This window comes from Amycolatopsis sp. WAC 01375, assembly GCF_003947325.1.
Taxonomy (GTDB): Bacteria; Actinomycetota; Actinomycetes; order Mycobacteriales; family Pseudonocardiaceae; genus Amycolatopsis.
Map to the genome: position 1 here is coordinate 190982 of NZ_QHHW01000025.1, position 24027 is coordinate 215008.

The following is a 24027-nucleotide window of genomic DNA, read 5'->3' on the forward strand; positions in this document are numbered from 1 at the left end:
AAGTCCCCGTAGGTGCCAACGGCCACCTGGTGGCTGCGACTCTCGTCGCGCGTTGTCACCGGCGGGCGATCGGGAGAGACGGTCACGATTCGATGAACCTTGGGGCGCGAGGGCGGTGCCTGGGTTCTATGCGAGGTGAGTGGTTGCCGCACTTCCCTGGCTGGCGCTCGTCTGCTGCGCGTCGAACGCTCAAGGTTCATAGGGGCTAGATTCATCATGCTTTCTCGCCAGCGCGTTGAGGAATCCGGAGCGTCGCGACTACTCCTGTCGGGTATGGCACTAAGATGCAATCTATGAAGGTTTTCCTTAGCTGGTCCGGTGACCATAGTAAGCAGATCGCTGCCGCAATGAGAGACTGGCTGCCGCTGCTGGTAAATGAGATTGAGCCCTTTATGTCCACGGGTATAGAAGCCGGTGCGCGTTGGCAAACTGAAATCTCATCTCAGTTGGAGAGTACTGATTTTGGAATCATCTTTGTAACCAGTGAAAATCAGGAAAAGCCGTGGCTGAACTTTGAAGCTGGCGCGTTGGCAAAGGCTGTGGCGACAAGTCGGGTTATACCCCTTGCCATTGATTTGAAATTGGCGGACATTCAGAACCCGCTGGGGCAATTTCAAGCTCAAATGCTTGACAAGAATGGGATTAAAAATATTCTTCTAGCTATCAATTCGGCAGCTGAGAGGCCCTTGGAAGACGCACACCTGGTCAAGGCTTTGGAAAAATGGTGGCCGGAGCTAAAGGAAGCCGTCGAACGAATTAATAATGATCCGTCGAGGCGTGCAGTCTCGCCCAATGTGAGGCGATCTGATCGAGACCTGCTTGAAGAGGTTCTCTCGACGGTGCGTGGAATTACTCGCGCTCAGCGTTTAGTTGCCGCAAAGCTTGAACGAATCCCCGGCGAGCAGCAGCCTGGTTTGTCTACTGGTGGGGGCGCAACATTTGGCGAACTTGGAAGTACTTTGTACAGGACCTTGGTTGACGATGTCTTTGGCGGAGACGGTGCCAATGTAATCTTGGAAACCAACCTAGAAGGAAGCACTGTTGTGCTTCGAGTCAGTCCGCCCGAACGGGTATATAGGGCTATTAGGAAACTGGCCCGTGACGTCGGTACAACAATTTCCGTCCGGGTCGACTCTGAATATTTTGACGAGATTAAACCCGGTTAAACGTTTTTTTGGATCGAAATGTGAGAGTTGGTCAAATGTCATCATAGGTTCCTGCGTCCTGATTTACAGGGAAATGATCGTGATGTCCTGACGTGCATGTTTGCCAATTTGGGCTCCCGTGCGCCCGCCCACGCCCGTAGCGGATCGTTAGCGTGTCGTCCTCGCATTCAAGGACAACGGCGATCCAGACCGTCGACACACCATGTCCAAGGACGAAACCAGGGTCCGGGACCGCGTTCGCGAGCTGGAGAACGAGCGCGACAGCGGGAAAGTGCGCAAGGCCGGCCAGAACTGGACAGTGGAAACTTGGCTCAACTACTGGTTGTACGACGTCATGGCGCCGCCGACGATCAGTGAAAGCGCTTGGGAAGCATATGAAGTAGCCTGCCGCGTCCACCTCATTCCCGGCCTGCGTGCGCTGCGTCTTCAACGTGCGCATTCCGAGAACAACCTCGAACCGCGGCACTTGAACAAGCTCTACCGGAAGATGCTCAACGCGGGAGCGAAACCGGGCAGGGTGCACCAGGTTCATCGAACCATTCGCGCTGCGCTCAACGAAGCGAAACGCGAGAAGGTCATCACGGACAACCCTGTGGACCTTGCGCGTGCACCGCAGGTCGACGAGGAGGAGGTCGAACCGTACGACGTCGACGACATCCAACGACTCCTCGAAACCGCCGCGCGAAAGCGGAACAGCGCGCGATGGGCCATCGCGCTGGCACTCGGGTTTCGTCAAGGCGAGACGCTCGGCATCCAATGGGAAGACGTCAACTGGGCCGGGTGGGACCGCCCCTGCGACAAGCACAAAGTCGAGTTCTGCGAGGACTGCGTCGATCTCTACTCGCCGGACATCGCGGTACGGCGAAGTCGACAGCGACCGAAGTACAAGCATGGGTGCACAACGCCCTGCGGACGCAAGCACGCGGGCTACTGCCCCCAGAAGGTCAACGTCAGGAAGGAGACGAAAAAGACCAAGTCTCGTGCCGGGACACGTTACGTCGGGCTGCCTTCACAGCTCGCGCTTCTGCTCGTCCGGCACAAGGCCGCTCAGGATGCTGAGCGCAAGCTCGCGGCTGAGATGTGGACAGAGACTGGCTACGTCTTCACGACACCGACCGGCGGGGTGATGAGCACGAACACCGACTACCACCACTGGAAGGCCCTGCTGCGGGAAGCGCGAGTCGATGAGCGGCGGCTGCACGACGCGCGGCACACCGCGGCCACCGTCCTGCTTCTGCTGGAGGTTCCCGAACGGACCGTCATGGCCATCATGGGCTGGTCGAGCAGCAAGATGGCCGCTCGGTACCAGCACGTTACGGACCGTATCCGGCGTGGGGTGGCCGGCCGTGTCGACGGGCTGCTGTGGACCACCAAGGACGGCAACACCGACGGTGGAAAGGTGGCCTGATGAGGGCCGAATGAGACTGGAACTGAGACTGAGACGGAAAACGCCGGGTGCCCGTGAAGCGGAGCACCCGGCGTTTTGCCTGGTTACTGCGGCGGAGGATACAGGATTCGAACCTGCGAGGGCGTGAACCCAACACGCTTTCCAAGCGTGCGCCTTAGGCCGCTCGGCCAATCCTCCGTGGGGAACTTTACCGGATGCCCTTTCGCCCCCTCGAAGGCGGGTCTGACCTGCGTTTGCGGCTTCCCGGGTTCAGGCGGGCGCGGGGGAGAGAACGTCGGCTACGACGCAGGTGATGTTGTCCGGTCCGCCGCCTTCGTTGGCCAGGTCGATCAGCCTCGGGACGGTCTCGGCGGGCTCTTGGAAGGCGCCGAGGACGTCCTTGATAACGGTTTCGACAACCGTTGCCGTTAACCCATCCGAGCACAGCAGGAGACGGTCTCCGGGGGCGGCGTCGAAGGCCCAGATGTCCGCTTCGCCGCTCCCGGTGCTCAGGAGCGCCTTCATCAACAGCGAGCCACGAGGGTGCCCCTCGACCTCCGATGGGTCGATGCGGCCGTCGTCCGCGAGTGCCTGCGCGAGGGTGTGGTCGCGCGTGAAGCGCTGAAGCGTTCCTCCGCGGAGGAGATATCCCTTGGAGTCGCCGATGTGGGCGGCCGTGAAGTGCGAGCCGTCGAACAGCAACGCCGTCAGGGTGGTGCCCATGCCCCGCGTCTCGGGGTCCCGCTCGGCCGTCGCGGCGAGCCGGTCGTCGATGGTGCGCAAGCCGCCGGAGAGCACCTCGGCCAGGTCGACTTCCGCGAGGTCGAAACCGTGGAGGTCCGCGTCGAGCCGAGACAGGACGCCGACCGCCTCGGCACTGGCCACCTCGCCGTGTGGCTGGCCGCCGATGCCGTCGGCGACCGCGAGCATCCTGGCGCTGGCGTAGACCGAGTCCTGGTTGACCTGGCGGCGCCGCCCGACGTCCGAGCCGGCCGCGTACCGAAGGGTGTACCTCATGGACCCCAGTAAAGCAGCTGTGTACTGAGTTCACAAACAAAAGGCTGGAATGCTCAGCTGTCGGTTACGATGCGCCGATGGAGGAGCAAGCCACCGTCAGCGCGGCGGACATCGCGCGGATCGCCGGCGTCGGCCGCGCCGCGGTGAGCAACTGGCGTAGACGGTACGGAGATTTTCCGCCGCCCGTCGGCGGGACGGCGTCGAGCCCCCTCTTTTCCCTGGTCCACGTCGAACACTGGCTGCGTGAGCGCGGCAAACCGGTCGAGATCTCGCTCGGGGACCGGATCTGGCAGCGGCTGCGGAACCTCGGCGACGACCTGTCGCTCGGCCTGCGGGTCGGCCGGGTGGGGTCGTACCTGTCGCGGCCCGGCGCGTGGACTTTCTCGCCCCGCTACGACGATGTCGAGCTGTTCGAACTGGTGGACCGCTTCGCCGACGAGCAGGGCCCGCGGGGGGCCTTCGAGTTCCTGTGCGAGCGCTACGTCGAGGCGCACTCCCGCCGGCTGTCCGTCACTCCCGAGCCGGTGGCCGCGCTGATGGCCCGGCTCATCGGTCCCGAACCCGGCGTCGTGCTCGACCCCGCGTGCGGGCTCGGGACCCTGCTGCTCGCCTCCGGCGGGACCCGGCTGCTCGGCCAGGTCGACGATCCGGCGACCTCGTGCATCGCCGCGCATCGGCTGCTGCTCGCGGGGGCCGACATGGAGATGTACGGCGCGGACGCGCTGTCGATGGACTCCTACGAAGGTGTTCTCGCGGACGCCGTCGTCTGCGATCCGCCGTTCAACGAACGCGAATGGGGTTATGACGACCTGGTCGGCGACCCGCGCTGGGAGTACGGCCAGCCGCCGCGCGGCGAACCGGAACTGGCGTGGGTCCAGCACTGTCTCGCACATGTGAAGCCCGGCGGGCTGGTCGCGATCCGGATGCCGCCCGCCGCCGCCGGACGCCGCACCGGACGGCGGATCCGCGGGAACCTGCTGCGGGCCGGGGCTTTGCGCGCCGTGGTCACGGTCGGCGGGGCGGATCTCTGGCTGTTGCGGCGGCCGGAGCCCGGCGAGCGGCCGCCGTCCAGGGTGCTTCTGCTGGCCGATCCGTCCACTGTGGAGGAACAGTGGACGGCGCATCTGCGCGGCGTCGAGGTGCCGGGCGCGGTCCGGATCATCGACCTGCTCGACGAGGAGATCGACCTTTCTCCCTTGCGGTATCAGGCGCGGGACGAACACGCGGGTGAGGCGTTCCTGGAAGTCCGGAAGCGGTTCGACGGGATCCGGCCGGAACTGCCGTCGCTGGCGGTTTCCGACGAGAAGCCGGCGTTCACCACGATCGGCGAGCTGTTGAAGTCCGGCCTGCTCATCGTGCCGGAATCGGTGGAAGAGGGCGATGTCGTCGCGTCGCCCGCCGTACCCGCGTATGTCCACAGTGGAGAGACGGTCACGGTGGAGCCGACGATGTCCAAGTACCGCACCGATCCCGAACGGCTGGACGCCGCGTTCCTCGCCGGTTGCCTGCGCGCGGCCGGGCAGGTCGCACCGACCTCGTCGACCAGGATCGACCTCAAGCGCACCCGGATCCCGCGCCTGCCCATCGAGACGCAGCGGGCCTACGGGGCGGCGTTCACCCGGCTCGCCGCTTTCGAGGACGCCCTGCGCGAGGCGGCGGAATCGGGCCTGGAGCTGGTACGGCTAGGCTTGACCGGTCTGACGGAAGGTCAACTGAGGCCGGGGAATTAGGTGCTGATCGCGGACCGTTACGAACTCGACGAGCTGCCGCTCGGCCGGGGTGGGATGGGCGCGGTCTACGCGGGCCACGACCGGCATCTCGGCCGCCGCGTGGCGGTGAAGTTCCTCGGGCTTCCCGGCGGTCCGGACGCCGAACTCGAGCAGCGGTTCATCCGCGAGGCGCGGATCCTCGCGACCCTGGAACACGCGGGGGCGCCGACGCTGTACGACTTCGGCACCTACGACGAGCGGCTGTACCAGGTCATGCAGTTCATCGAGGGCGTGACCGTCGCCGATCTCGCCGCCGAACACGGGCCGCTGCCGGTGCCGTGGGCGGCCGCGATCGCGGCGCAGGCCTGCGCCGTGCTGTCCGCCGCGCACGCGCTTTCCATCTGCCACCGCGATCTCAAGCCCACCAACCTGATGTTGTGTCCCGACGGCAGCGTGAAGGTGCTCGACTTCGGGCTCGCGATGCTGCGTGAGACCGACGTCGCCCAGTTCACCCGCGCCGGGCAGATCCTGGGCACCCCCGCGTACATGGCGCCCGAGCAGATCCAGCGCGGGATCGCCGGGCCACGCAGCGATCTGTACGCGCTGGGCTGCGTCCTGCACGAAATGCTGACCGGCAGGCAGCTCTTCACCGGCCCGACGGCGTACGCGGTCTTCGAGAAGCAGGTCAAGGAGAGCCCGGCCGAAGTGGACGGTGTCCCGGATGGACTGAGGGTGCTGCTCGCGGATCTCCTGGAGAAGGACCCGGAACGGCGTCCGTCCGACGCGGACGAACTGTTCGGGCGGCTGGCCGTGTTCGCGCGGGACCTGCCGCCGCTGCCCGGATACCTGGACGAAGGCGCCAATCCGGGCCGGATGTACGCGCGGGTCGTCGGCCGCGTGCCCTGAGACGCGATCGTGACCTTCCGATCAACAACCCCGGACGGGCGACCTCCGTCTTTACCCATGTCAGCGGGACTACGGGCAAACGGGGGTACGGGTCGTGAAGAAGTTCCTGGTGGGGGTGAGTGCACTGGCCACGGCGCTGGTGCTGACCGCGTGTTCCGGCGACGCCGGCGGCAGCGCGCCCGGTGGCGGCGCCGTCGCGCAGGGCGACCCGGCGGGCGGGACCACGACCACGTCGGCGCCTGTCACGTCGGCGCCTGCCACGTCTTCGCAGACGCCTACGCCCAGTAGCTCCAGCTCCAAGCCGAAGCCGACGTCCTCGAAGCCCAAGCCGACGCCGAAACCCACGCCGAAACCGGCGGCCAAGCCCGCCGCCAACGCCGCCGCGGTCCCCTGCAAGGCCGCGCTGGCCTCGCCGGGTGTGAGCGCCTGCGTGGACCTTTCCGCGCTGAAGACGTGGCTGCTGCAGGACGGCAAGGTCATCTACGGCCCGGTCAAGCAGCTGCCCGGCAAGAAGGGCCACGCAACGCCGACCGGGGTCTTCCACGTCTCGGCCAAGGTCAAGAACTACCACTCGAAGCAGTTCGACGCGCCGATGCCGAACTCGGTGTTCTTCCTGCCGGGCATCGCGTTCCACACCGGCAGCCTCTCGGTGTACTCGCACGGCTGCATCCACCTGTCCGCGGCGGCTTCGCAGAAGTACTTCACGACACTGCAGAGCGGCGACGTGGTGCAGGTCGTGGCCTGAGGGTCGCGACGGCGAGTGGGCCGGGTGGGTCGTGAGTGGCGATTCGGGTTCTAACCCGAATCGCCACTCACGACCACCGTGAGGCAGCGCTCTCGTGCGGATCATTGCGGTTCGGTTGCGTTGAGCCGAAGGCCGCAATGACCCGGCCTTCCCCGGCGACGTGCCATGACACGCCGGAAGTGGGGAAGCGCCGATGAAGCTGAGCTGGGCACTCACTCGCATACTCGTGGCCTTGTCGGTTGCCATCCTGCTTCTCCCGGGATGGGTGGGCGCTCCGGAAGCGAGCGCGGCGCCCACCCTTCCGTCCGGCTTCGTGTTGCGTGATCAGCCGAGCGGTCAGGCCGCGTTCGACCTGACCGATTTCGCTTATCTGCCGGACGGTTCGGTGCTCAGCATCGGCAAGAGCGGCAAGGTCGCCTGGGTGCCCGTGGCCGGCCCGGCACGGACGGTCGCGTCCCTTCCCGTCCACGACATCGGAGATCTCGGTCTCGTCGGCCTCGCCGTCGCCCCGGATTTCGCCACGTCGCGCCGGATCTACCTCGCGTGGTCGTTCGACACGGGCGGTGGCGCGTTCACCATGCGGGTGGCGCGCTGGACGGTGACCGGCGCGGACGTCCCCACCGGCCTCGCGAACGAACGGGTGCTCGTCGACCTTCCCGGGTTCCACAACGTCCACGGAGTCTCCGGGCTCGTCGCGGCACCGGACGGGACGTTGTGGATCTCCATCGGTGACGCCGCCGACTTCACCAGGATGGATCCGGGCGCGTTGCGCGCACTCGACCTCGATCAGCTGTACGGCAAGATCCTGCACGTCACACCGGATGGCGCCGGTGTGCCCGGCAACCCTTATTACTCCACCGCGGCGCCGGATTCGAATCGCTCCAAGGTGTTCTCCAGCGGTTACCGCAGCCCGTTCCGGTTCTCCCTCGACCCGCGGCTCGGCCTGCCGGTCGTGGGCGACGTCGGCTGGAACACCTGGGAGGAGGTCGACGTCGTGCGGCCGGGCGCGAACCACGGCTGGCCTTGCTGGGAAGGGAATTCCCCCACGCCCGGGTACGCAGGCCTCGCCGGTTGCGCGGGTGTGGTCAACACGCCGCCGATCACCGCCTACCACCACGGTTCCGGGATCGACGAGGGAAACAGTGTCACCGCCGGGATCGTCTACAGTGGATCGTCCTATCCGGACGAATACCGCGGCGCCTTCTTCTTCGGCGACTACGTCACGCAGAAGATCTGGACGATGACGTACGACAGTCAGGGCAGGCTCGTCCAAGCACCGCAACGGCCGCCGAAGTTCACCGGTGTCGGCGGTCCGGTCAAGTTCGCGGCGGCGGCCAACGGCGACATCGTGTACGCCGACATCCACACCGGGAACCTGCGGCGGCTCAGCTATCCGGGGACGAACGCGGAACCGGTCGCGGTGGCGACGTCGAGCACCGAGCCGTCGACGAGGACGGTGACCTTCGACGGCGCCGGGTCCTACGACTTCGACGGCGATCCGCTGACCTACCACTGGGATTTCGGCGACGGTACGAGCCAGACCGGGGTCCGGGTGACCCACGCCTACGGTGCCGGAATGACGAGTGCGACCGCGCGGCTCACCGTCACCGACCGGCTCGGTGCCTCCGGCGGCACCGATGTCGTCGTGGTGCCGGGAAACCATTCGCCGGATCCGGTGCTGACGGATCCCGGCGCGCGGACCTTCGCGGTCGGGGAACCGGTCGTCGTCGGGGTGACGGCGACCGACGCCGAGGACGGCGCGCTGCCGGTCGCCTGGACCACGCTGATCCGGCACTGCCCGGAGGAGGCGACCTGTCACGCGCATCCCGGTTCGCCGGGCGGCGGACCGGCTTTCACCGTGCCCTTCACCGATCACCAGGACTCCCGCGTCGAGATCACCGCGACGGTGACCGACGGTGCCGGGGTGGCGGCGAGCAGGACCTACGTCGCCATGCCGCGTGAGCACCGGCTGACGCTGACCGGCAGTGTTCCCGCGGCGTTGAGCATCCCGGCCGAGGGCGGGGTGAACACGGCGATGGTGACCGAGGGGGCGACGTTCGAGGTGGTGGCGGAGGAGGTCGCCGCGGACGGCGTTTCGACGTTCGTGAACTGGTCCGACGGGAGGACCTCGCGCACGGTGACCGTCACCGTCCCGGCGCACGACCTCACCATGACCGCGAACTACCTCACCCCGATCGACAAGCGCTATCAGGCGGAACCCGCGCTGCGGCAACGGCTCGGCGCGCCGACCGGGCCCGAGATCACCGACGGGACCGTGCGCTACCGGGCGTACGCGGGCGGCAGGCTCTACTGGAGCGCCGAGACCGGCGTGAAGCAGATCGAAGGCGAGATCCTCAAGAAGTACCTCGGGCTCGGCGGGCACCGGAAGTTCGGCCCGCCGGCGACGGACGAGACCGGCACTCCGGACGGCGTCGGCCGGTACAACCACTTCCCGAACTGGCCCGGCACTTCGCAGTCCTCGATCTACTGGACGCCGTCGACCGGCGCGCATCCGGTGTACGGGCGGATCCGGGTCAAATGGGCGGCACTGGGCTGGGAGAGGGGGCCGCTCGGCTACCCGGCGACGGACGAGCTGCCGACCCCCGACGGGATCGGCAGGTACAACCACTTCACGAAGGCGGGCTCGGTCTACTGGACGATGGCCACCGACTCGCACGCGATCTACGGGGCGATCCGGCAGCGCTGGGCGGCGCTCGGCTGGGAGCGGTCGTACCTGCGCTACCCGTCGACGGACGAGTTCGGCATCCCCATCGGACGGCAGAACAGCTTCCAAGGCGGCTACGTCACGTGGAACCGGAGCACGGGGCAGGTGATCGACCGAAAGTGGTGATCACAATTCGATAAAGGCACTCGAAAGTGTGAAATGCCCACCTGGGCCCCGTCGATGAGACGTTCGACTGGGGAAGGGGCCCTTGCATGCCTTCGAAATTCCGCGCGCTCTGTCACGCCGTCGTGACGTTGCTGATAGTGACCTTGCTGGTGCCGCTGACGTCGACTTCCGCGTCCGCCGCACCCGTTATGCCACCCGGCTTCGTCCTGCGTGACCAGCAGAGCGGGCAGGCTCCATACGACCTGACCGACTTCGCCTACCTGCCCGACGGCTCGATGCTCACCACCGGAAAGCAGGGCAACGTCGCCTGGGTGTCCACCACCGGACAGGCGCAGAGCATCGCGACCCTGCCCGTTCGCAGCACCGGTGACCTCGGGCTGGTCGGTATCGCGATCGCACCCGACTACGCCACCTCCCGCGTGATCTACACGGCCCGCGCGGTCGACGTCGCCGGCGGCGGGATCGCCCTGCGCGCCTCGCGCTGGACCGTCTCCGGCACCGACCGGCCGACCGGGCTGACCGGGGAGAAGGTGCTCATCGAGGGCGCCGCCAACACCGACATCCACGGCATCACCGGTGTCGTGGCCGCCCCCGACGGCACGGTGTGGGTCTCGACCGGCGACAGCTCCCGCTTCCAGGGCGCGGCCGACCCGTTCGCGCTCAACGTGTACGACCTCGACAAGATCTTCGGCAAGATCTTCCACATCACCGCGGACGGCGCCGGCGTGCCGGACAACCCCTACTACACCGCGGCGAACCCGAACTCGCTGCGTTCCAAGGTGTTCGCGAGCGGCTTCCGCAGCCCGTTCCGGTTCAGCCTCGACGCCAGCACCGGCCTGCCGGTGGTCGGCGACGTCGGCTGGGGCACCTGGGAAGAGATCAACTTCGTCCAGAAGGGCGCGAACCACGGCTGGCCGTGTTTCGAGGGCAACCAGCCCGCCGACGGCTTTTCCGCGATGCCGCAGTGCGCTTCGGCCGTGAACACCCCGCCGATGCTGGCGATCCGCCACGGACAGGGTGTCGACAACGGCAACAGCATCACCGCCGGCATTGTCTACAATGGAGAGTCGTACCCGGAGGAATACCGCGGCGCGTACTTCTTCGGCGACTACGCCACCCAGAAGCTCTGGACGGCCAAGTACGACACGCAGGGCCGCGTCGTCCGCCCGCAGGAGACGCCGCCGAAGTTCACCGGCATCGGCGGTCCGGTCAAGTTCCTGGCCGCGGCCAACGGCGACATCGTGTACGCCGACATCTACACCGGCCTGCTGCGACGGCTCAGCTACACCACCGGGAACAAGGCGCCCGTCGCGGTGGCGACTTCGGAGACGAACCCCGAAACCCGCACGGTCTCCTTCGACGGCAGCGGTTCCTACGACTTCGACAACGACCCGCTGACCTACGAGTGGGACTTCGGCGACGGCACCACCGGCACCGGCGCGAAGGTCAGCCACACCTACGCGGCCGGGACCGAGAAGTTCACCGCGAAACTGACGGTGAAGGACGGCCTGCAGGCCTCCGGGAGCACGGACATCGCCGTGGCGCCCGGAAACCACTCGCCGAAGCTCGTCATGACCGACCCCGGTGACCGCCTGTTCGCGGTCGGCGAGGAGGTCAAGGTCGGCGCGACCATCACCGACACCGAGGACGGCGCCCTCCCGGTCACCTGGACCACGCTGGTCCGGCACTGCCCGGAGAACGCGGTCTGCCACGCGCATCCGGACCGCGGCGGCACCGGCCCCGAGTTCACCATGCCGTTCACCGACCACACGGACTCCAACCTGGAGTTCACCGCGACGGCGACCGACAGCGCCGGCGTCACGGTCTCGAAGACCTATGTCGCGAAGCCACGCGAACACCGGCTGACCCTCACCAGCAACGTCGCCGCGGCGCTCGGCATCACGCCGGAAGGCGGCGCCACCTCGGCGATGGTGGTCGAAGGCGCGACCGTCGAGATCCAGGCGGCCGAGGTCGCTTCCGACGGTTCGTCGACCTTCACCGGCTGGTCCAACGGGGCCACCGGGCGGCTGACGAACATCACCATGGGCACCGTCGACCAGACGATCACGGCGAACTACATCACGCCGATCGACAAGCGCTACCGCGACGAACCCGCGCTGGCGCAACGACTCGGCGCCCCGACCGCACCCGAAGCCGTCGACGGCACGGTCCGCTTCCGCACCTACGAGCGTGGGCGGCTGTACTGGTCGAAGGACACGGGCGTCAAGCAGATCGAAGGCGAGATCCTCAAGAAGTACCTCGCCGCCGGTGGGCATGTGAAGTTCGGTCCGCCCGCCACCGATGAACAGGCCACTCCGGACGGTGTCGCCCGGTACAACCACTTCCCGGTCTGGCCCGGCGTTCTGCAGTCGTCGATCTACTACACCGTGAACACCGGAGCCCACCCGATCTACGGCAGGATCCGGCAGAAGTGGGCGTCGCTCGACTGGGAGCGGGGACCGCTGGGTTACCCGAGCACCGACGAGGCGGGCACTCCGGACGGGCTCGGCCGCTACAACCACTTCAGCAAGGCCGGTTCGATCTACTACACCGTCCAGACGGACGCGAGGGCGATCTACGGCCGGATCCGCGTCCGCTGGGCGGCGCTCGGCTGGGAAGCCGGGCCCATGGGATACCCGGCCACGGACGAGGCGGCGACCCCGGACGGCGTCGGCCGGTACACCCACTTCACCAAGGCCGGTTCCATCTACTGGTCGATGGCGACCGACGCGCACGGCGTGTGGGGCGAGATCCGCAAGCGCTGGGCGGCGCTCGGCTGGGAACGTTCTTACCTGCGTTACCCGACCACCGACGAAATGGTCGTCACCGGTGGAAGGCAGAACAACTTCCAGGGTGGCTACGTGTTCTGGAACGCCTCCAACGGTGCGGTGACCGACCGCCCCTGGTAGGCACTGATCGCGCGTGAAGGCCCCCTTCCCTCGGCCGTGGTTTTGAGTGACCAGCCGAGGAAAGGGGGCCTTCATGTACTGGGGAAGGTGTGAAGGTCGGGTTTCCTCGGCTGAGCCGAGGCAAGGAGTCCTTCACGGACTGGCCGCTACCCGGCCCACCCCAGGTATCTGAACCACTCTTGGCCAGAACGACCCCAAATACTCATGACCCACTCGACCCTCAGCGCAGGAGGTCGGCGGGGACGGTGCCCGTCGAGGCGAGCGGCAGGCCGAGCGCGACCCGTTCGGTCAGCCAGGCGCTCGGCCGGTAGCGCTGGTCGCCGGTGCTCGCGACGAGGCCGCGCAGGACCCGCAGCACGAGGTCCGCGCCCGCTTCGTCGCCCCAGGTCAGCGGGCCGCGCGGGTAACCGAGGCCGAGCCGGACGGCGGTGTCGATGTCCTCCGGTGTGGCGAGGCGCTGCCCGGCGATGAAGCAGGCGGTGTTGACGATCGACGCCAGCAGCCGCTGCGCGATCGGCGCGGGGCCGTCGCGGACCACGGTCACCGGCAGCCCGGTCGCGGCGAGCGCACCCCAGGCGGTGCGGCCGGCGGCCGGGTCGAGTGCGGGGTGGACCGAAAGCGTCAGGCGTTTCCCGTAGCCGCCGAGGGGGTCGACGCCGACGACCCGTTCCGCCGGGAGGCCCGCGGCCAGTGCCGTGTCCACAGTGGACGAACCGATCGGGCTGACGATCAGGACCGTGTCCGGGTAGGCGGAGTGCACGACCTGGATTCCGGCCGCCGAGAGCAGCGTGCCGAGCCGTTCGTCGTCGACCCACACGGGAGTGGTGGGGGCCTCCGGCGCGGCAGGCTCCGGCTCCACCTGCTGTTGCCCGTCGACGTAGCTGTAGAAGCCCTCGCCGTTCTTGCGTCCGAACAGCCCGGCGGCGACGCGGGGACGCGTCAGCCACGAGGGCCGCAGTCGCGGTTCGCCGTGGAAGCCGCTCCAGATGCTTTCGAGCACGGCATGTGAGACGTCGAGGCCGGTGAGGTCCAGCAGTTCGAACGGGCCGAGTTTCAAGCCGAGCACGTCACGCGCGACGCGGTCCACCTCGGCCGGGGTCGCGATCCCTTCGGCGAGGATCTGCAGCGCCTCGGTGCCCAGCCCGCGGCCGGCGTGGTTGACCAGAAAGCCCGGCGCGTCGCGGGCGAGGACGGGTTCGTGTCCCCAGCCGCGGACGAGTTCGGTCACGGCGGGCGGCAGCCACGTGGCCGTCCGCGCGCCGGGCACGACCTCGACCAGCCGCATCAGCGGGACCGGATTGAAGAAGTGCAGGCCGAGCAGGCGGCCCGGATCGGTCAGCGCGGCACCGATCCCGGTGACCGAAAGCGAGCTGGTGTTGGTGGCGAACACGGTGTCCGGGCCGCAGACCCGTTCCAGTTCGGCGAACAGCGCGCGTTTGATCTCCAGGTCCTCGCGGACCGCTTCGATGACGAGGTCGACACCGTCGGCGGGGGCCAGCGGGTCTTCGGCCGCGATCAGCCTGCCTTTCGCGGCCGTGGCGGCCTCTTCGGTGATCCTGCCCTTCGAGGCGAGCTTGCCGAGCATCGCGCCGACGTGGTCGATGGCCTCGCCGACGGCGTCGGGCCGGGCGTCGGCGAGCTCGACCTCGAGCCCCGCCGTCACGGCGAGCTGGACGATGCCCCGGCCCATCACCCCGGTTCCGATGACCCGGATCCTGCCGACCTGCTCCGCCCACTTCTCCACCGCGAGCCGCCTTTCCCTCGATGTCATCCTCGGCGTGACGCTAGCCGCCACGCCGGTATCTCGCCCGGAAGGGTGATCCGTGCCCCGCTCGGCGTAAGGCCACCGACCCGGCGCGGTCTCCTCCGCGAAGACCGAGTGTTTCGCGCCCCCACCCCGAAGGGAAAGCCCCCATGGTGACCGTCCCCGCCGCCACAGCCGTCCGGACCACGCCGTTGCTCCTCGTCGCCGTTCTCTTCGGCGCGGTCGCCGCGTTCTTGGCGAGCCAGGCCTTGTGGTCGCTCACCGCGGTGGTCGTCGTGGTCGCCGCAGCCGTTCTCGCGGGCGGGGTGTGGCTGACCGGCCGGGAGAACGGACGTTCTCCCGCTGAGAGCTGATTCGGCACAGCTCTAAGATCGCCGTGTGACGGCGAAGCGCTTGACGCGGGAAGAAAGCCGCGAGCAGACCAGACAGCGCCTGCTCGCGGCGGCCGCCGAGCTGTTCTCCGAACGCGGGGTCAACGGCACGTCCGTCGAGCAGATCGCCGAACGAGCCGGATTCACCCGAGGGGCCTTCTACGGCAACTTCGACGGCAAGCACGAGCTGGTCGTCGAACTGCTGCGCCGCCGGACCCAGCGCGAGGCCGAAGAGGTCTCCGCGCTGCGTGAGGGCGTCGGCTCCTTCGCGGAGATGATGGACCGCCTGCGCGCGTGGAACGTCGAACGCGCCGAACACCTCGCCGGCTGGCTGACCCTGCGCACCGAGTTGGCTCTTTACGCGCTGCGGAATCCCGACGCGCGCCCGCTCGTCGGCGAAGGCGAGAAGTCGACAAGGGCACTGCTGGAGACCTCGATCCGGACCGAGCTCGCCGCGCGGGGCGCGGAACCGCCCGCGGATCCGGCCTTCCTCGCGTTGATCCTGCACGCGCTCGAAGACGGTCTCCTGTTGCAGCGTTTCCTCAGTCCCGAGGGGACCGGCGACGAGGACGTGGTGGACGCCGTCCAGTTGCTGATGCGGTCTTGGACCGCGCTCAGCCGGTCATCTTGATCCCGGTGAACTCGGCCATCTGACGGATCCCGTGCGCGAAGAAGGCGTCCGAAGGGTCGACGGAGCCGACGTACTGGCCGAACAACTCGAAGTTGATCATCCCGAACAGCTGGGTCCAGGCCATGAGCAGCCGGGAGGCCGTCTCGGGCGCCAGGTTGATCTTGAGGATCTCGGTGACGGCGTCGAGCTGGTGCAGTAGCTCGACAGGCATCTCGCCGACCTCGGTCTCGACCCGGAGATTCGCGTCGCGCAGGACCGCGACCAGCGCGAACGCCACCCGGCCCGCGGGTGCGACGGTGTCCTGCGGGGCCTGGTAGCCGGGGATCGGCGAGCCGTAGATCAGCGCGTACTCGTGCGGGTGCGCCTTCGCCCAGGCGCGGACCGCGTGCCAGATCGACTCCCACCTCGCCAGCGAGGACTTCTTGGGGTCGTCGGCCGCCTCCGCGGCCTCACCGACGGCGTTGTAGGCGTCGACGATCAGCGCGGTCAGCAGCTGCTCACGGCTGGAGAAGTACCGGTAGAGCGCCGACGAGACCATGCCCAGCTCCCGCGCGACCGCGCGGAGCGAGAGGCCGAGCGCACCGACCTCGGCGAGCTGGCGGCGGGCTTCGTCCTTGATCTCACGGGTGAGCTCGGCTCGGGCGCGTTCGCGCGCGGTCTGGGTGGCAGCCATGCTCTCACCATAGAGCATCGCACCTAAACGAGAGCACTGCTCTTGACATGATGCACTGCTCTGGTGTTCACTGCTCTTAACAGAGAGCACTGCTCTCGCAGACTTCGAGGAGCCGAGATGACCGCCACTTCCCCCGTCGCTGACGCCGCCACCCCCAGCGTCACCGCCTCCAGCACCACTGCCGCCGCCACTACTGCCGCCGCCACTCGCTACGTCAAGCCGGCCAAGGCCACCAACGCGTTCAACGAGTTCGTGCTCAAGCTGACGAAGCTCGGCGTCTCGGTCCTGGGCAGCCGGGTGCTCTCGGTCCGGGGCCGGAAAAGCGGCGAACTGCGCTCGGTCCCGGTCAACCTGCTGAAACTGGACGGGGAGCGCTACCTGGTCGCGCCGCGCGGTGTCACGCAGTGGGTGCGCAACCTGCGCGTCGCGGGTGAGGGACAGCTGAGCGTCGGGCGCCGGACCGAGACGTTCACCTACACCGAACTCGCCGACCACGAGAAGCCGGTGATCCTGCGTGCGTACCTCAAGCGCTGGAAGTTCGAGGTCGGCGTGTTCTTCGACGGTGTCGACGCGAAGGCCTCCGACGAAGAACTGCTGGCGATCGCGCCCGGCTACCCGATCTTCAAGATCGCCTGATGTCGCGAGTTCCGTCTCCGATCACGCGAGTCGCACCTCTGATCACGCGAGTCGCGGCTCTGGTCACGCGAGTCGCGGCTCTGATCACGCGAGTTCGCCGATCCCGCACAGCAAGCTCGCATGACCGGCCCGGACGACTCACGTGATCAGAAGCGGTACTCGCGTGATCGGGCGCGTAACTCACGTGATTGAAGGCGGGACTCGCGTGATCCGTCTCCGATCACGCATGCCGGCGGAGGTCCGAAAGCGTGAAAGGCCGCGGCTAGTCCTCGGTGGGGGCCCGCCGGGTGCGGCGGGCGGTGGCCGCCACCAGCACCACCCCGACCAGGAACGCGACGAGCCCGATCAGGAACCACAGTTTCTGCCCGGTCATGAAGCTGCCGGTCAGCACGCCGGCGCCCTGGAGCACCCAGACGCCGCCCACCAGCAGGAAGACCAGTCCGATCGTGAGCGTCACCCAGCGTTTCATCCACGGCTCCCCGCCTCGACGTGCCCTGCGGTGATTCTGGCACCGGGAGCCCCGTCCGGCGAACCGATCATCGTCTGCCGACGAGGCCGTTCCGGAACGCGTAGACGACGGCGTGCACCCGGTCGCGCAACCCCAGTTTGGCGAGGATACGGGAAACGTGGGTCTTCACCGTCTCTTCGCCCACGTGCAGATGCGCGGCGATTTCCGCGTTGCTGGAGGCGTCGGCGACGAGCATGAGGACTTCGCGTTCGCGTGAGGTGAGCCGTTCCAGTTCCGCCGGTTCGGCGGCCGCGGGTTCGATGCTGGTGGCGAAGGTCGACACGAGCCGCCGGGTCACCGTCGGGTCGATCAGCGCGTCTCCGCGTGCGGCGACACGCATGGCCGAGACGAGTTCCTCGGGCGCGAGGCTCTTCAACAGGAATCCGCTCGCACCGGCGCGCAGCGCGCGATACACGTACTCGTCGGAGTCGTAGGTCGTCAGCACGAGGACGCGGGTGTCGTTACCGGGCGCGGACATGATCGCCTCGGTCGCGGCCAGACCGTCCAATTTGGGCATCCGGACATCGAGCACGGCGACGTCCGGGCGCAGCGCGGCCGCCTGTGCGACGGCTTCGCGTCCGTCCGCTGCCTCGCCGGCGCATTCGAAGTCCGCCTGGGTGTCCAGCACCGCGCGCATCCCGGACCGGAACATCGCGTGGTCGTCCGCCAGCAGAACCCGGATCACTGTGCCTCCAAAGGAAAACCGACTCTAATCCGCCAGTGCCGCCCGTCGTCGAGCGGTCCGCATTCCGCCTGGCCGCCGAACAACGCGACCCGTTGCCGGATTCCGGCGAGACCGCGTTTCGTCGACTCGGCCGACGTGTTCGGGCGGCCCATCTCGTTCGTGATCGTGAGGACGACCTCCGTCCGCCGGTAGGCGAGGTCGATCTCGACGATCCCGCCGCGGCCGTGCCGGAGCGCGTTCGTCAGCGCCTCCTGCGCGATGCGGTACAGCGCGATGTCCACCGAACCCGGGAGTTCCCGCGGCCCGCCGTGGGTGGTCAGCCGCGCGGGCAGCCCGGCGGTGCGGAGGTTGTCGAGCAGCTCGTCGAGGTTGTCCAACCCCGGCTGCCGCTGCGCGTCGGCGTTCTCCTTGCCGTGCAAGAGATCCAGCAGACGCCGCAGATCGGCCATCGCGGCCCGGCCGGACGATTCGACGGCGGAGAGCGAACGCCGCACGGCGGGTTCTCCCTCCGGTAGCCCGAGCCGCGCGGCGCCGGCGTGCACGCCGATCGCGCTGACGTGGTGGGAGATCACGTCGTGCAGGTCGCGGGCGATCGTGGTGCGTTCTTCGGCGACGGCTCGGCGGACGGCCTCGGCTTCGTGTTGCCGCCGTTGTTCCTCCGCGCGCTGGAGATCGGCGATGTACGCGCGCCGCGCGGTCGTGTAACGGCCGACCATCCACGGCAGCAGCCCGCTCACGCCGACGTCGATGATCAGCACGCGCCAGTCCCGATCGCCCCGGTCGACCGGGATGAGGTTGCAGGCGACGAGACCGGCGAGCATCGCGGCGAGTGCGGCCAGCGCGGGTTTGGTCGCGAGCCAGGCGCCGGCGCGGTAGCCCGCGATCAGCACGCCCGCGTTCGTGGCCTGCAGGTAGTGGTCGTACGGGTACAGCAGGATCGGCGCGGCGACGAGCAGGGCGGCGTGCGCGGCGGAAACCCAGCCTGAGTACCGCGAAGGCCCGGCGAGCGCGGCGTTGGCGAGGATTCCACCTACCAGCAGCACCCACACCTGCCAGCCGAGCGAGAGCGGTGGTCCGCCGATGAGATACAGCCCGGCGTCGGCGGCCAGGCAGACGGCCGCGACCGCATACGCCTGTCTCGCCAGCGAACCACTGATGTCCCGCACGCGCCCAACTCTGCCCTATTTTCGCTGGACAGGGGTTCCTAAGATCGAAAGCCATGGGGATCACGAAGACTCCCGTGCTGTGGACGGCCGGAGCACCGGGAGCCGGGAAGTCCACCACCGCCTGGGGTTTGTACACGCGCATCGTGGAAGCGGGCGGCAACGTCGCGTACGTCGACATCGACCAGCTCGGGCTGATCGGCCCGCCTCCGGGCGGTGGCGAAGCCGCACACGCGATCAAGGCGGCCAATCTGCTGCGGGTGCTGGGGATCCTGCGCTCGCGGGGTGCCAGGCAGCTCGTCGTGTCCGGGATCGTGGACCCCGAAAACGGTGTCGAGCCGCATTTCGATGGCGGCGACTTCGACCTCACCCTCATCCGGCTGACGTGCGATCGCGACGAACTCCGGAGCCGGTTCCTCGGCCGAGGATCACCCGCCGCGGCGCTTCCCGGCCTGTACGCGGTGGCGGACGCCTATGACCGCACCGGTTTCGGCGAGGCGATGGACACGACCGGGCAGCGGCACGAAGAGACCGTGGTGACCGGACCGACGGCGGTCGGCAAATCGACGGCCGCCTTCAGCGCGCTGCGGGACCTCTGGGCACGCGAGATGCCCGTCGCCTACGTCGATCTAGCGCAACTCGGGTTCGCGAACCCCGGTCCGGATCCGGCACTGGAGGCGGCGAATCTCGCGGCCGTCTGGCGCGGCTACCGCGAAGCCGGAGCGAAGCGGCTGATCGTCGTCGCCAGGGAATTCCTTCCGGAGCACCGGCGGGTCTTCGAGGAGGTCACCGTCGTCCACCTCGACGCGGACGCCCCGACGCTCACCGAACGCGTCGGGCGCCGCGCCGAGGGCGAAAGCGCGCTGCTGGCGGGTGACGAACTACGTGGCGTGCCACCAGTCGTCCGTGACCGGGTGGCCGCCCGCGCGGTCACCGAGGCGGCCCGGATGCGGCAGGCCCGCACCGACCGCGTCGTCCTGGACACCACCGGGCAGGAGCCCGCCGAGACGGCCGCCGCGCTGCTCGCCGTCGTGGCTCAGTAGCGGCGCGGGCCGTCCTGCCCCTGCTGACCCTGTTGCCCCTGACCGGGTCCGCCGCGCTGGTTCTGCCCCGGTTTGCCGATGGTCGTCGCCGTCGCGGTGTCTCCGGTGACCGTGGCGTTCACCATCACCGTCTCGCCGGTCTTGGGATCGCCGGTCTTCCGTGTCGACGCGTCGATCGTGTAGACCTGCTTGTAGCCGTCCTTGCTGGTCAGGCTGATGGACGTCGCGCTGATCCCGGTGATCTCGCCGGTCTGCGTCCGTTCGGTGCGGTAGCCGCCCTTGCCGTCGGAGACGACGAAGTCGCCGTGCAGCGTGTCGCGCGGCATACCCCCGCCAGGGCCGACGAGCACCCGGCCGCCGCCGGGGCCGCCCATCATGCCGCCCTGTTCGGCGCCGTTCGCGGCGGTTCCGGCCCAGATCGCGGCTCCGCCGCCGGCGGCGATCACCACCGCCACCACGGCCGCGATCGCGGTCTTGCGGCCCGACCAGGTCTTCTTCGGTTCACCCGCCGGGGCAGGCGCGCCCCAGGTGGCGGTCTCGTCCGCCGGGGGTTCGGCGGGTTTGGTCGGTTCGGTCATCTGGTCGCCTCCGTGTGGTCGGTTGCGGCCATGGTCGGCGCCGTCGCTGTGCGGAAGCTGTGCCGTCGGTGGGCACGCGCTGTGTTTCGCTCCCCGGCAGGGTGATCGTTCACAGGAAACGCACAGGCGGGACACAGAGAAGCCTCATCGGGGCCGCCCACGATGGCAGCATGACCAGTGTGAACGTCCCTTCGTCCGGTTCCGGCAAGGCGGGCCTGCGCCGTGCCGACGGCAGCGCCGTGCGGGTGCTGGTCGTCGACGACGAGGCGACCCTGTCCGAGCTCGTGTCGATGGCGCTGCGCATGGAGGGCTGGGACATCCGTACCGCCGCCGACGGTATCGAGGCGGTCCGCGTCGCCAGGGAATTCCGGCCGGACGCGGTGGTGCTGGACGTCATGCTGCCGGATATGAGCGGCCTGGACGTGTTGCGGCGCCTGCGTTCCGAGGTGCCGAACCTGCCGGTGCTGTTCCTGACCGCGAAGGACGCGGTGGAGGACCGGATCGCCGGGCTCACCGCGGGCGGCGACGACTACGTCACCAAACCGTTCAGCCTGGAGGAGGTCGCGTTGCGGCTGCGCGCGCTGCTGCGGCGCGCGGGCGGGGTGGCCGGGCCGAGCGGTTCGACGCTCGTCGTCGGAGACCTGACCCTGGACGAGGACAGCCGCGAAGTGCACCGCGGCGGCGATCTGGTGCCGTTGACCGCGACCGAGTTCGAGCTGCTGCGTTACCTCATGCGGAATCCGAAGCGGGTGCTGTCGAAGGCGCAGATCCTCGACCGGGTGTGGAGCTACGACTTCGGCGGCCAGGCCAACATCGTCGAGCTGTACATTTCCTACCTCCGCAAGAAGATCGACGCCGACAGGGAACCGATGATCCACACGATGCGCGGCGCCGGGTATGTCCTCAAACCCGCGGGGTAGGCGGCCGTGGTCGCTGCGACGGCGGTTGATCGCGCAGGTCGCGGGGCTTCTCGCGCTCGTCTGCCTGGTGGTCGGCGTGGTGACCGAACTGGCGTTGCGCGACTTCCTGTTCGACCAGCTCGACGCCCGGCTCGCCGAGACGAGTGAACGCGCGAGCCGTCCGCCGCCACCGGGCCGTCCCGGCGGGGAACGGGTTCCCGAGGGCCTGCGCGCGTACGGGCAGAGCACCGGTTCGTTGTTCGTGAACATCCTCCCGGACGGGCGGGTGATCGCGGCGGTGCTGCGGTCCAGCTACGACGCGAAGATCGCCGATCCGTTCCCCCACGACCCGCTCGGCCCGGCCCAGATGTCCGTGCTCCTGCGGTCGACGCCGACCGACAAGCCCACCGACGTGGACCTCGGGGCACTCGGGGAGTACCGCGTGGTGGCCAAATCGGCGGCCAACGGCAGCGTCGCGATCACCGGACTGCCCACAAAGGACGTCACGGACACGTTGTGGAACCTGGGTTTCATCTTCGGCGGAGTGGCCATCGGCGGCATCGTGCTCGCGGGTGCGCTCGGCGCGGTGACCGTGCGGCGCACCATGAAACCTCTCGACCGCCTGGCCGCCACCGCGACCAGGGTCGCCGAACTCCCGTTGGATCGCGGCGAGGTCGCGCTGTCCGAGCGAGTGTCCGAAGTGGACACCGATCCGCGCACCGAGGTCGGCAAGGTCGGCTTCGCGCTCAACCGCATGCTCGGCCATATCGCGAGCGCCTTGTCCGCCCGGCAGGCCAGCGAGAGCCGGGTGCGCCGGTTCGTCGCGGACGCCAGCCACGAACTGCGGACCCCGCTCGCGGCCATCCGCGGCTACGCGGAACTCACCCGGCGGTCCGGCTCCGAGGTGCCGCCGGACATCGCGTTCGCGATGGGCAGGGTCGAGTCGGAATCGACGCGGATGACCGGCCTTGTCGAGGATCTGCTGCTGCTCGCGCGGCTCGACTCCGGCCGTCCGGTGGTGCACCAGCCGGTCGATCTGTCGCGGCTGGTCGCGGACGCCGTCGCCGACGCGCACGTCGCCGGGCCGGAGCACAAGTGGCTGCTGGAGGTGCCGCCGGAGCCGATCACCGTACTCGGCGACGCGGATCAACTGCACCAGGTGGTGATCAACCTGCTCGGCAACGCGCGCACGCACACCCCGGCCGGCACCGAGGTCGCCACCTCTCTATCCATAGTGGACTCGGTGGTGACACTGTCCATTGCCGACAGTGGTCCGGGTATTCCGCCGTCGATCCTCCCGGACGTCTTCGAACGCTTCGCCCGCGGCGACGATTCGAGGTCACGGGCGGCGGGCAGCACCGGACTCGGGCTGGCCATCGTCGCGGCCGTCGTCTCCGCGCACGGTGGACAGGTCGGGGTCGCCAGCCGTCCGGGGCGGACAGAGTTCCGAGTCAGGCTCCGGGTGTCCAGTCACTGTTAGCGCCGCACAGGATCACGCAGGGCAGCTCGCCTTCGGTCCGTCCGGCCAGCCACGCGGCGAACGGGACGGCCGCGGCCGGTTCGACGGCGAGGCGGAACTCCTCCCAGAGCCGGTCCCGCGCGGCGAGCAGTTCCGCGTCGCTGACCAGCACGGAGGTCACCCGCTCGCGGAGCACGGCGAACGGGACGTTCCCGATCCTGGTCGCGCCCAGCGCCGACGCCGCCACCGAGTCGATCTCCACGTCCACCGGCTCGCCCGCCGCCAGCGCCGCGTCGAGCGCGCGGCACCGCTCCGGCTCGACGGCGTACGTCGGCAACCCGGCCAGCGACGTGCCCGCGACCAGTCCGCCACCGCCGACCGCGACCAAGAACGCGTCGACGTCCGGCGCGTCCTGGACCACTTCGGCCGCCACAGTGCCCTGACCGGCGACGACGGTGGGATCGTCGTACGCGTGCAGATACCGCGTACCCGGCTCAGAGGCGGCTTCGAGCGCCTTCGCGGCGGCCTCGGCGTACGTCGCTCCGTGACGGATGAGCTTCGCGCCCGCGGCCTCGATCCTGGCCGCCTTCGCCTGCGGAGCCGACTCCGGCACGTACACCGTCGCGGGCAGATTCAGCAGCGAAGCCGCCGTCGCCACGCCCAGCCCGTGGTTGCCGCCGGACGCCGTCAGCACCCGCTCCGGCAACGGCCCGCTCAGCAGCGCGTTCACCGCGCCCCGCAGTTTGAACGACCCGCTCCGCTGCAGATGCTCCAGCTTGAGCACCAGCGGCCGCCCGTCGACCTCGGCGCGCAGCAGCGGCGTGTGTCGCACGAACGGGTGGACGGCATCGGCGGCCTTGAGGACATCTACCCAGGTCGGAGTACTCATACCCCCCACTGTCCTCCATGCGTGGACGGGAGTGACT

21 protein-coding genes and 1 tRNA gene are annotated in these 24027 nt (G+C 68.5%); 13 read left to right on the forward strand and 9 right to left on the reverse strand.

Features of this window, described 5'->3' with window-relative positions; genetic code table 11:
• Nucleotides 1-293 precede the first annotated feature (293 nt).
• Both DL991_RS15140 and DL991_RS15145 read left to right on the forward strand, forming a co-directional pair.
• Entirely contained in the window at nucleotides 294-1166 is an 873-nt protein-coding gene (locus DL991_RS15140) for a TIR domain-containing protein (RefSeq protein ID WP_158634426.1), read from the forward strand.
• Between the two features lie 334 nt (nucleotides 1167-1500).
• The gene (locus DL991_RS15145) at nucleotides 1501-2574 is read left to right on the forward strand and encodes a tyrosine-type recombinase/integrase (protein ID WP_233598856.1); all 1074 of its coding nucleotides are present in this window, start codon (nucleotides 1501-1503) and stop codon (nucleotides 2572-2574) included.
• Nucleotides 2575-2666: 92 nt separating this feature from the next.
• On the opposite strand, the gene DL991_RS15150 is transcribed toward DL991_RS15145, so the two are convergent.
• Nucleotides 2667-2751, reverse strand: a tRNA-Ser gene (locus tag DL991_RS15150).
• Between the two features lie 72 nt (nucleotides 2752-2823).
• Complete coding sequence (locus DL991_RS15155) at nucleotides 2824-3570, reverse strand: PP2C family serine/threonine-protein phosphatase (RefSeq protein WP_125784934.1); 747 nt, start codon at nucleotides 3568-3570, stop codon at nucleotides 2824-2826.
• A 77-nt stretch (nucleotides 3571-3647) separates the two neighbouring features.
• Here DL991_RS15155 and DL991_RS15160 point away from each other — a divergent pair, with 77 nt between their 5' ends.
• From DL991_RS15160 to DL991_RS15180, 5 genes are all read left to right on the forward strand, one after another.
• Nucleotides 3648-5300, forward strand: coding sequence for an N-6 DNA methylase (locus tag DL991_RS15160; protein ID WP_125784935.1), 1653 nt, complete (start codon nucleotides 3648-3650; stop codon nucleotides 5298-5300).
• Nucleotides 5301-6185 carry a serine/threonine-protein kinase gene (locus DL991_RS15165; RefSeq protein WP_125784936.1) on the forward strand — a complete coding sequence of 295 codons (885 nt, stop codon included), beginning with the start codon at nucleotides 5301-5303 and terminating at the stop codon, nucleotides 6183-6185.
• A gap of 94 nt (nucleotides 6186-6279) precedes the next feature.
• A complete protein-coding gene (locus DL991_RS15170; protein WP_125784937.1) occupies nucleotides 6280-6930 on the forward strand; it encodes a L,D-transpeptidase in 651 nt (216 codons plus the stop codon).
• 193 nt (nucleotides 6931-7123) lie between these two features.
• Complete coding sequence (locus tag DL991_RS15175; RefSeq protein ID WP_125784938.1) at nucleotides 7124-9781, forward strand: PQQ-dependent sugar dehydrogenase; 2658 nt, start codon at nucleotides 7124-7126, stop codon at nucleotides 9779-9781.
• Nucleotides 9782-9867: 86 nt separating this feature from the next.
• Nucleotides 9868-12690, forward strand: a complete 2823-nt coding sequence (locus DL991_RS15180; protein ID WP_125784939.1) for a PQQ-dependent sugar dehydrogenase — start codon at nucleotides 9868-9870, stop codon at nucleotides 12688-12690.
• A 220-nt stretch (nucleotides 12691-12910) separates the two neighbouring features.
• Here the strand turns inward: DL991_RS15180 and DL991_RS15185 are convergent, their stop codons facing one another.
• Nucleotides 12911-14461: a 3-hydroxyacyl-CoA dehydrogenase gene (locus DL991_RS15185; RefSeq protein WP_370306326.1), complete on the reverse strand. Its 1551-nt coding sequence runs from the start codon at nucleotides 14459-14461 to the stop codon at nucleotides 12911-12913.
• 143 nt (nucleotides 14462-14604) lie between these two features.
• On the opposite strand from DL991_RS15185, the gene DL991_RS15190 reads away from it, so the two are divergent.
• Nucleotides 14605-14808 carry a hypothetical protein gene (locus DL991_RS15190; RefSeq protein WP_125784940.1) on the forward strand — a complete coding sequence of 68 codons (204 nt, stop codon included), beginning with the start codon at nucleotides 14605-14607 and terminating at the stop codon, nucleotides 14806-14808.
• A 25-nt stretch (nucleotides 14809-14833) separates the two neighbouring features.
• Entirely contained in the window at nucleotides 14834-15457 is a 624-nt protein-coding gene (locus tag DL991_RS15195) for a TetR/AcrR family transcriptional regulator (protein ID WP_125784941.1), read from the forward strand.
• On the opposite strand, the gene DL991_RS15200 is transcribed toward DL991_RS15195, so the two are convergent.
• On the reverse strand, nucleotides 15441-16130 hold the full coding sequence (locus DL991_RS15200) for a TetR/AcrR family transcriptional regulator (protein WP_199753958.1): 690 nt from the start codon (nucleotides 16128-16130) through the stop codon (nucleotides 15441-15443). The two genes, DL991_RS15195 and DL991_RS15200, sit on opposite strands and share 17 nt — an antisense overlap.
• Before the next feature lie 117 nt (nucleotides 16131-16247).
• Here DL991_RS15200 and DL991_RS15210 point away from each other — a divergent pair, with 117 nt between their 5' ends.
• Entirely contained in the window at nucleotides 16248-16766 is a 519-nt protein-coding gene (locus tag DL991_RS15210) for a nitroreductase/quinone reductase family protein (protein WP_233598857.1), read from the forward strand.
• Between the two features lie 262 nt (nucleotides 16767-17028).
• Here the strand turns inward: DL991_RS15210 and DL991_RS15215 are convergent, their stop codons facing one another.
• The 3 genes from DL991_RS15215 to DL991_RS15225 all read right to left on the reverse strand — a co-directional run bounded on the left by DL991_RS15215 (nucleotide 17029) and on the right by DL991_RS15225 (nucleotide 19125).
• Complete coding sequence (locus DL991_RS15215) at nucleotides 17029-17235, reverse strand: hypothetical protein (protein WP_125784943.1); 207 nt, start codon at nucleotides 17233-17235, stop codon at nucleotides 17029-17031.
• A gap of 67 nt (nucleotides 17236-17302) precedes the next feature.
• Nucleotides 17303-17959 (reverse strand): response regulator transcription factor, encoded by a 657-nt coding sequence (locus DL991_RS15220; RefSeq protein ID WP_125784944.1) that lies wholly within the window; start codon nucleotides 17957-17959, stop codon nucleotides 17303-17305.
• A complete protein-coding gene (locus DL991_RS15225; RefSeq protein ID WP_125784945.1) occupies nucleotides 17956-19125 on the reverse strand; it encodes a sensor histidine kinase in 1170 nt (389 codons plus the stop codon). The genes DL991_RS15220 and DL991_RS15225 overlap by 4 nt, the downstream gene beginning before the upstream one ends.
• A 53-nt stretch (nucleotides 19126-19178) precedes the next feature.
• On the opposite strand from DL991_RS15225, the gene DL991_RS15230 reads away from it, so the two are divergent.
• On the forward strand, nucleotides 19179-20165 hold the full coding sequence (locus DL991_RS15230; RefSeq protein ID WP_125784946.1) for a hypothetical protein: 987 nt from the start codon (nucleotides 19179-19181) through the stop codon (nucleotides 20163-20165).
• Here the strand turns inward: DL991_RS15230 and DL991_RS15235 are convergent.
• On the reverse strand, nucleotides 20159-20743 hold the full coding sequence (locus DL991_RS15235; protein WP_125784947.1) for a hypothetical protein: 585 nt from the start codon (nucleotides 20741-20743) through the stop codon (nucleotides 20159-20161). The genes DL991_RS15230 and DL991_RS15235 overlap by 7 nt on opposite strands.
• A gap of 170 nt (nucleotides 20744-20913) precedes the next feature.
• Here DL991_RS15235 and DL991_RS15240 point away from each other — a divergent pair, with 170 nt between their 5' ends.
• Both DL991_RS15240 and DL991_RS15245 read left to right on the forward strand, forming a co-directional pair.
• Nucleotides 20914-21663 (forward strand): response regulator transcription factor, encoded by a 750-nt coding sequence (locus DL991_RS15240; protein ID WP_125784948.1) that lies wholly within the window; start codon nucleotides 20914-20916, stop codon nucleotides 21661-21663.
• Complete coding sequence (locus DL991_RS15245; protein ID WP_125784949.1) at nucleotides 21641-23122, forward strand: HAMP domain-containing sensor histidine kinase; 1482 nt, start codon at nucleotides 21641-21643, stop codon at nucleotides 23120-23122. Before DL991_RS15240 ends, DL991_RS15245 begins: the two co-directional genes overlap by 23 nt.
• On the opposite strand, the gene DL991_RS15250 is transcribed toward DL991_RS15245, so the two are convergent.
• The gene (locus DL991_RS15250; RefSeq protein ID WP_125784950.1) at nucleotides 23094-23990 is read right to left on the reverse strand and encodes a serine/threonine dehydratase; all 897 of its coding nucleotides are present in this window, start codon (nucleotides 23988-23990) and stop codon (nucleotides 23094-23096) included. The two genes, DL991_RS15245 and DL991_RS15250, sit on opposite strands and share 29 nt — an antisense overlap.
• Nucleotides 23991-24027: the final 37 nt, after the last annotated feature.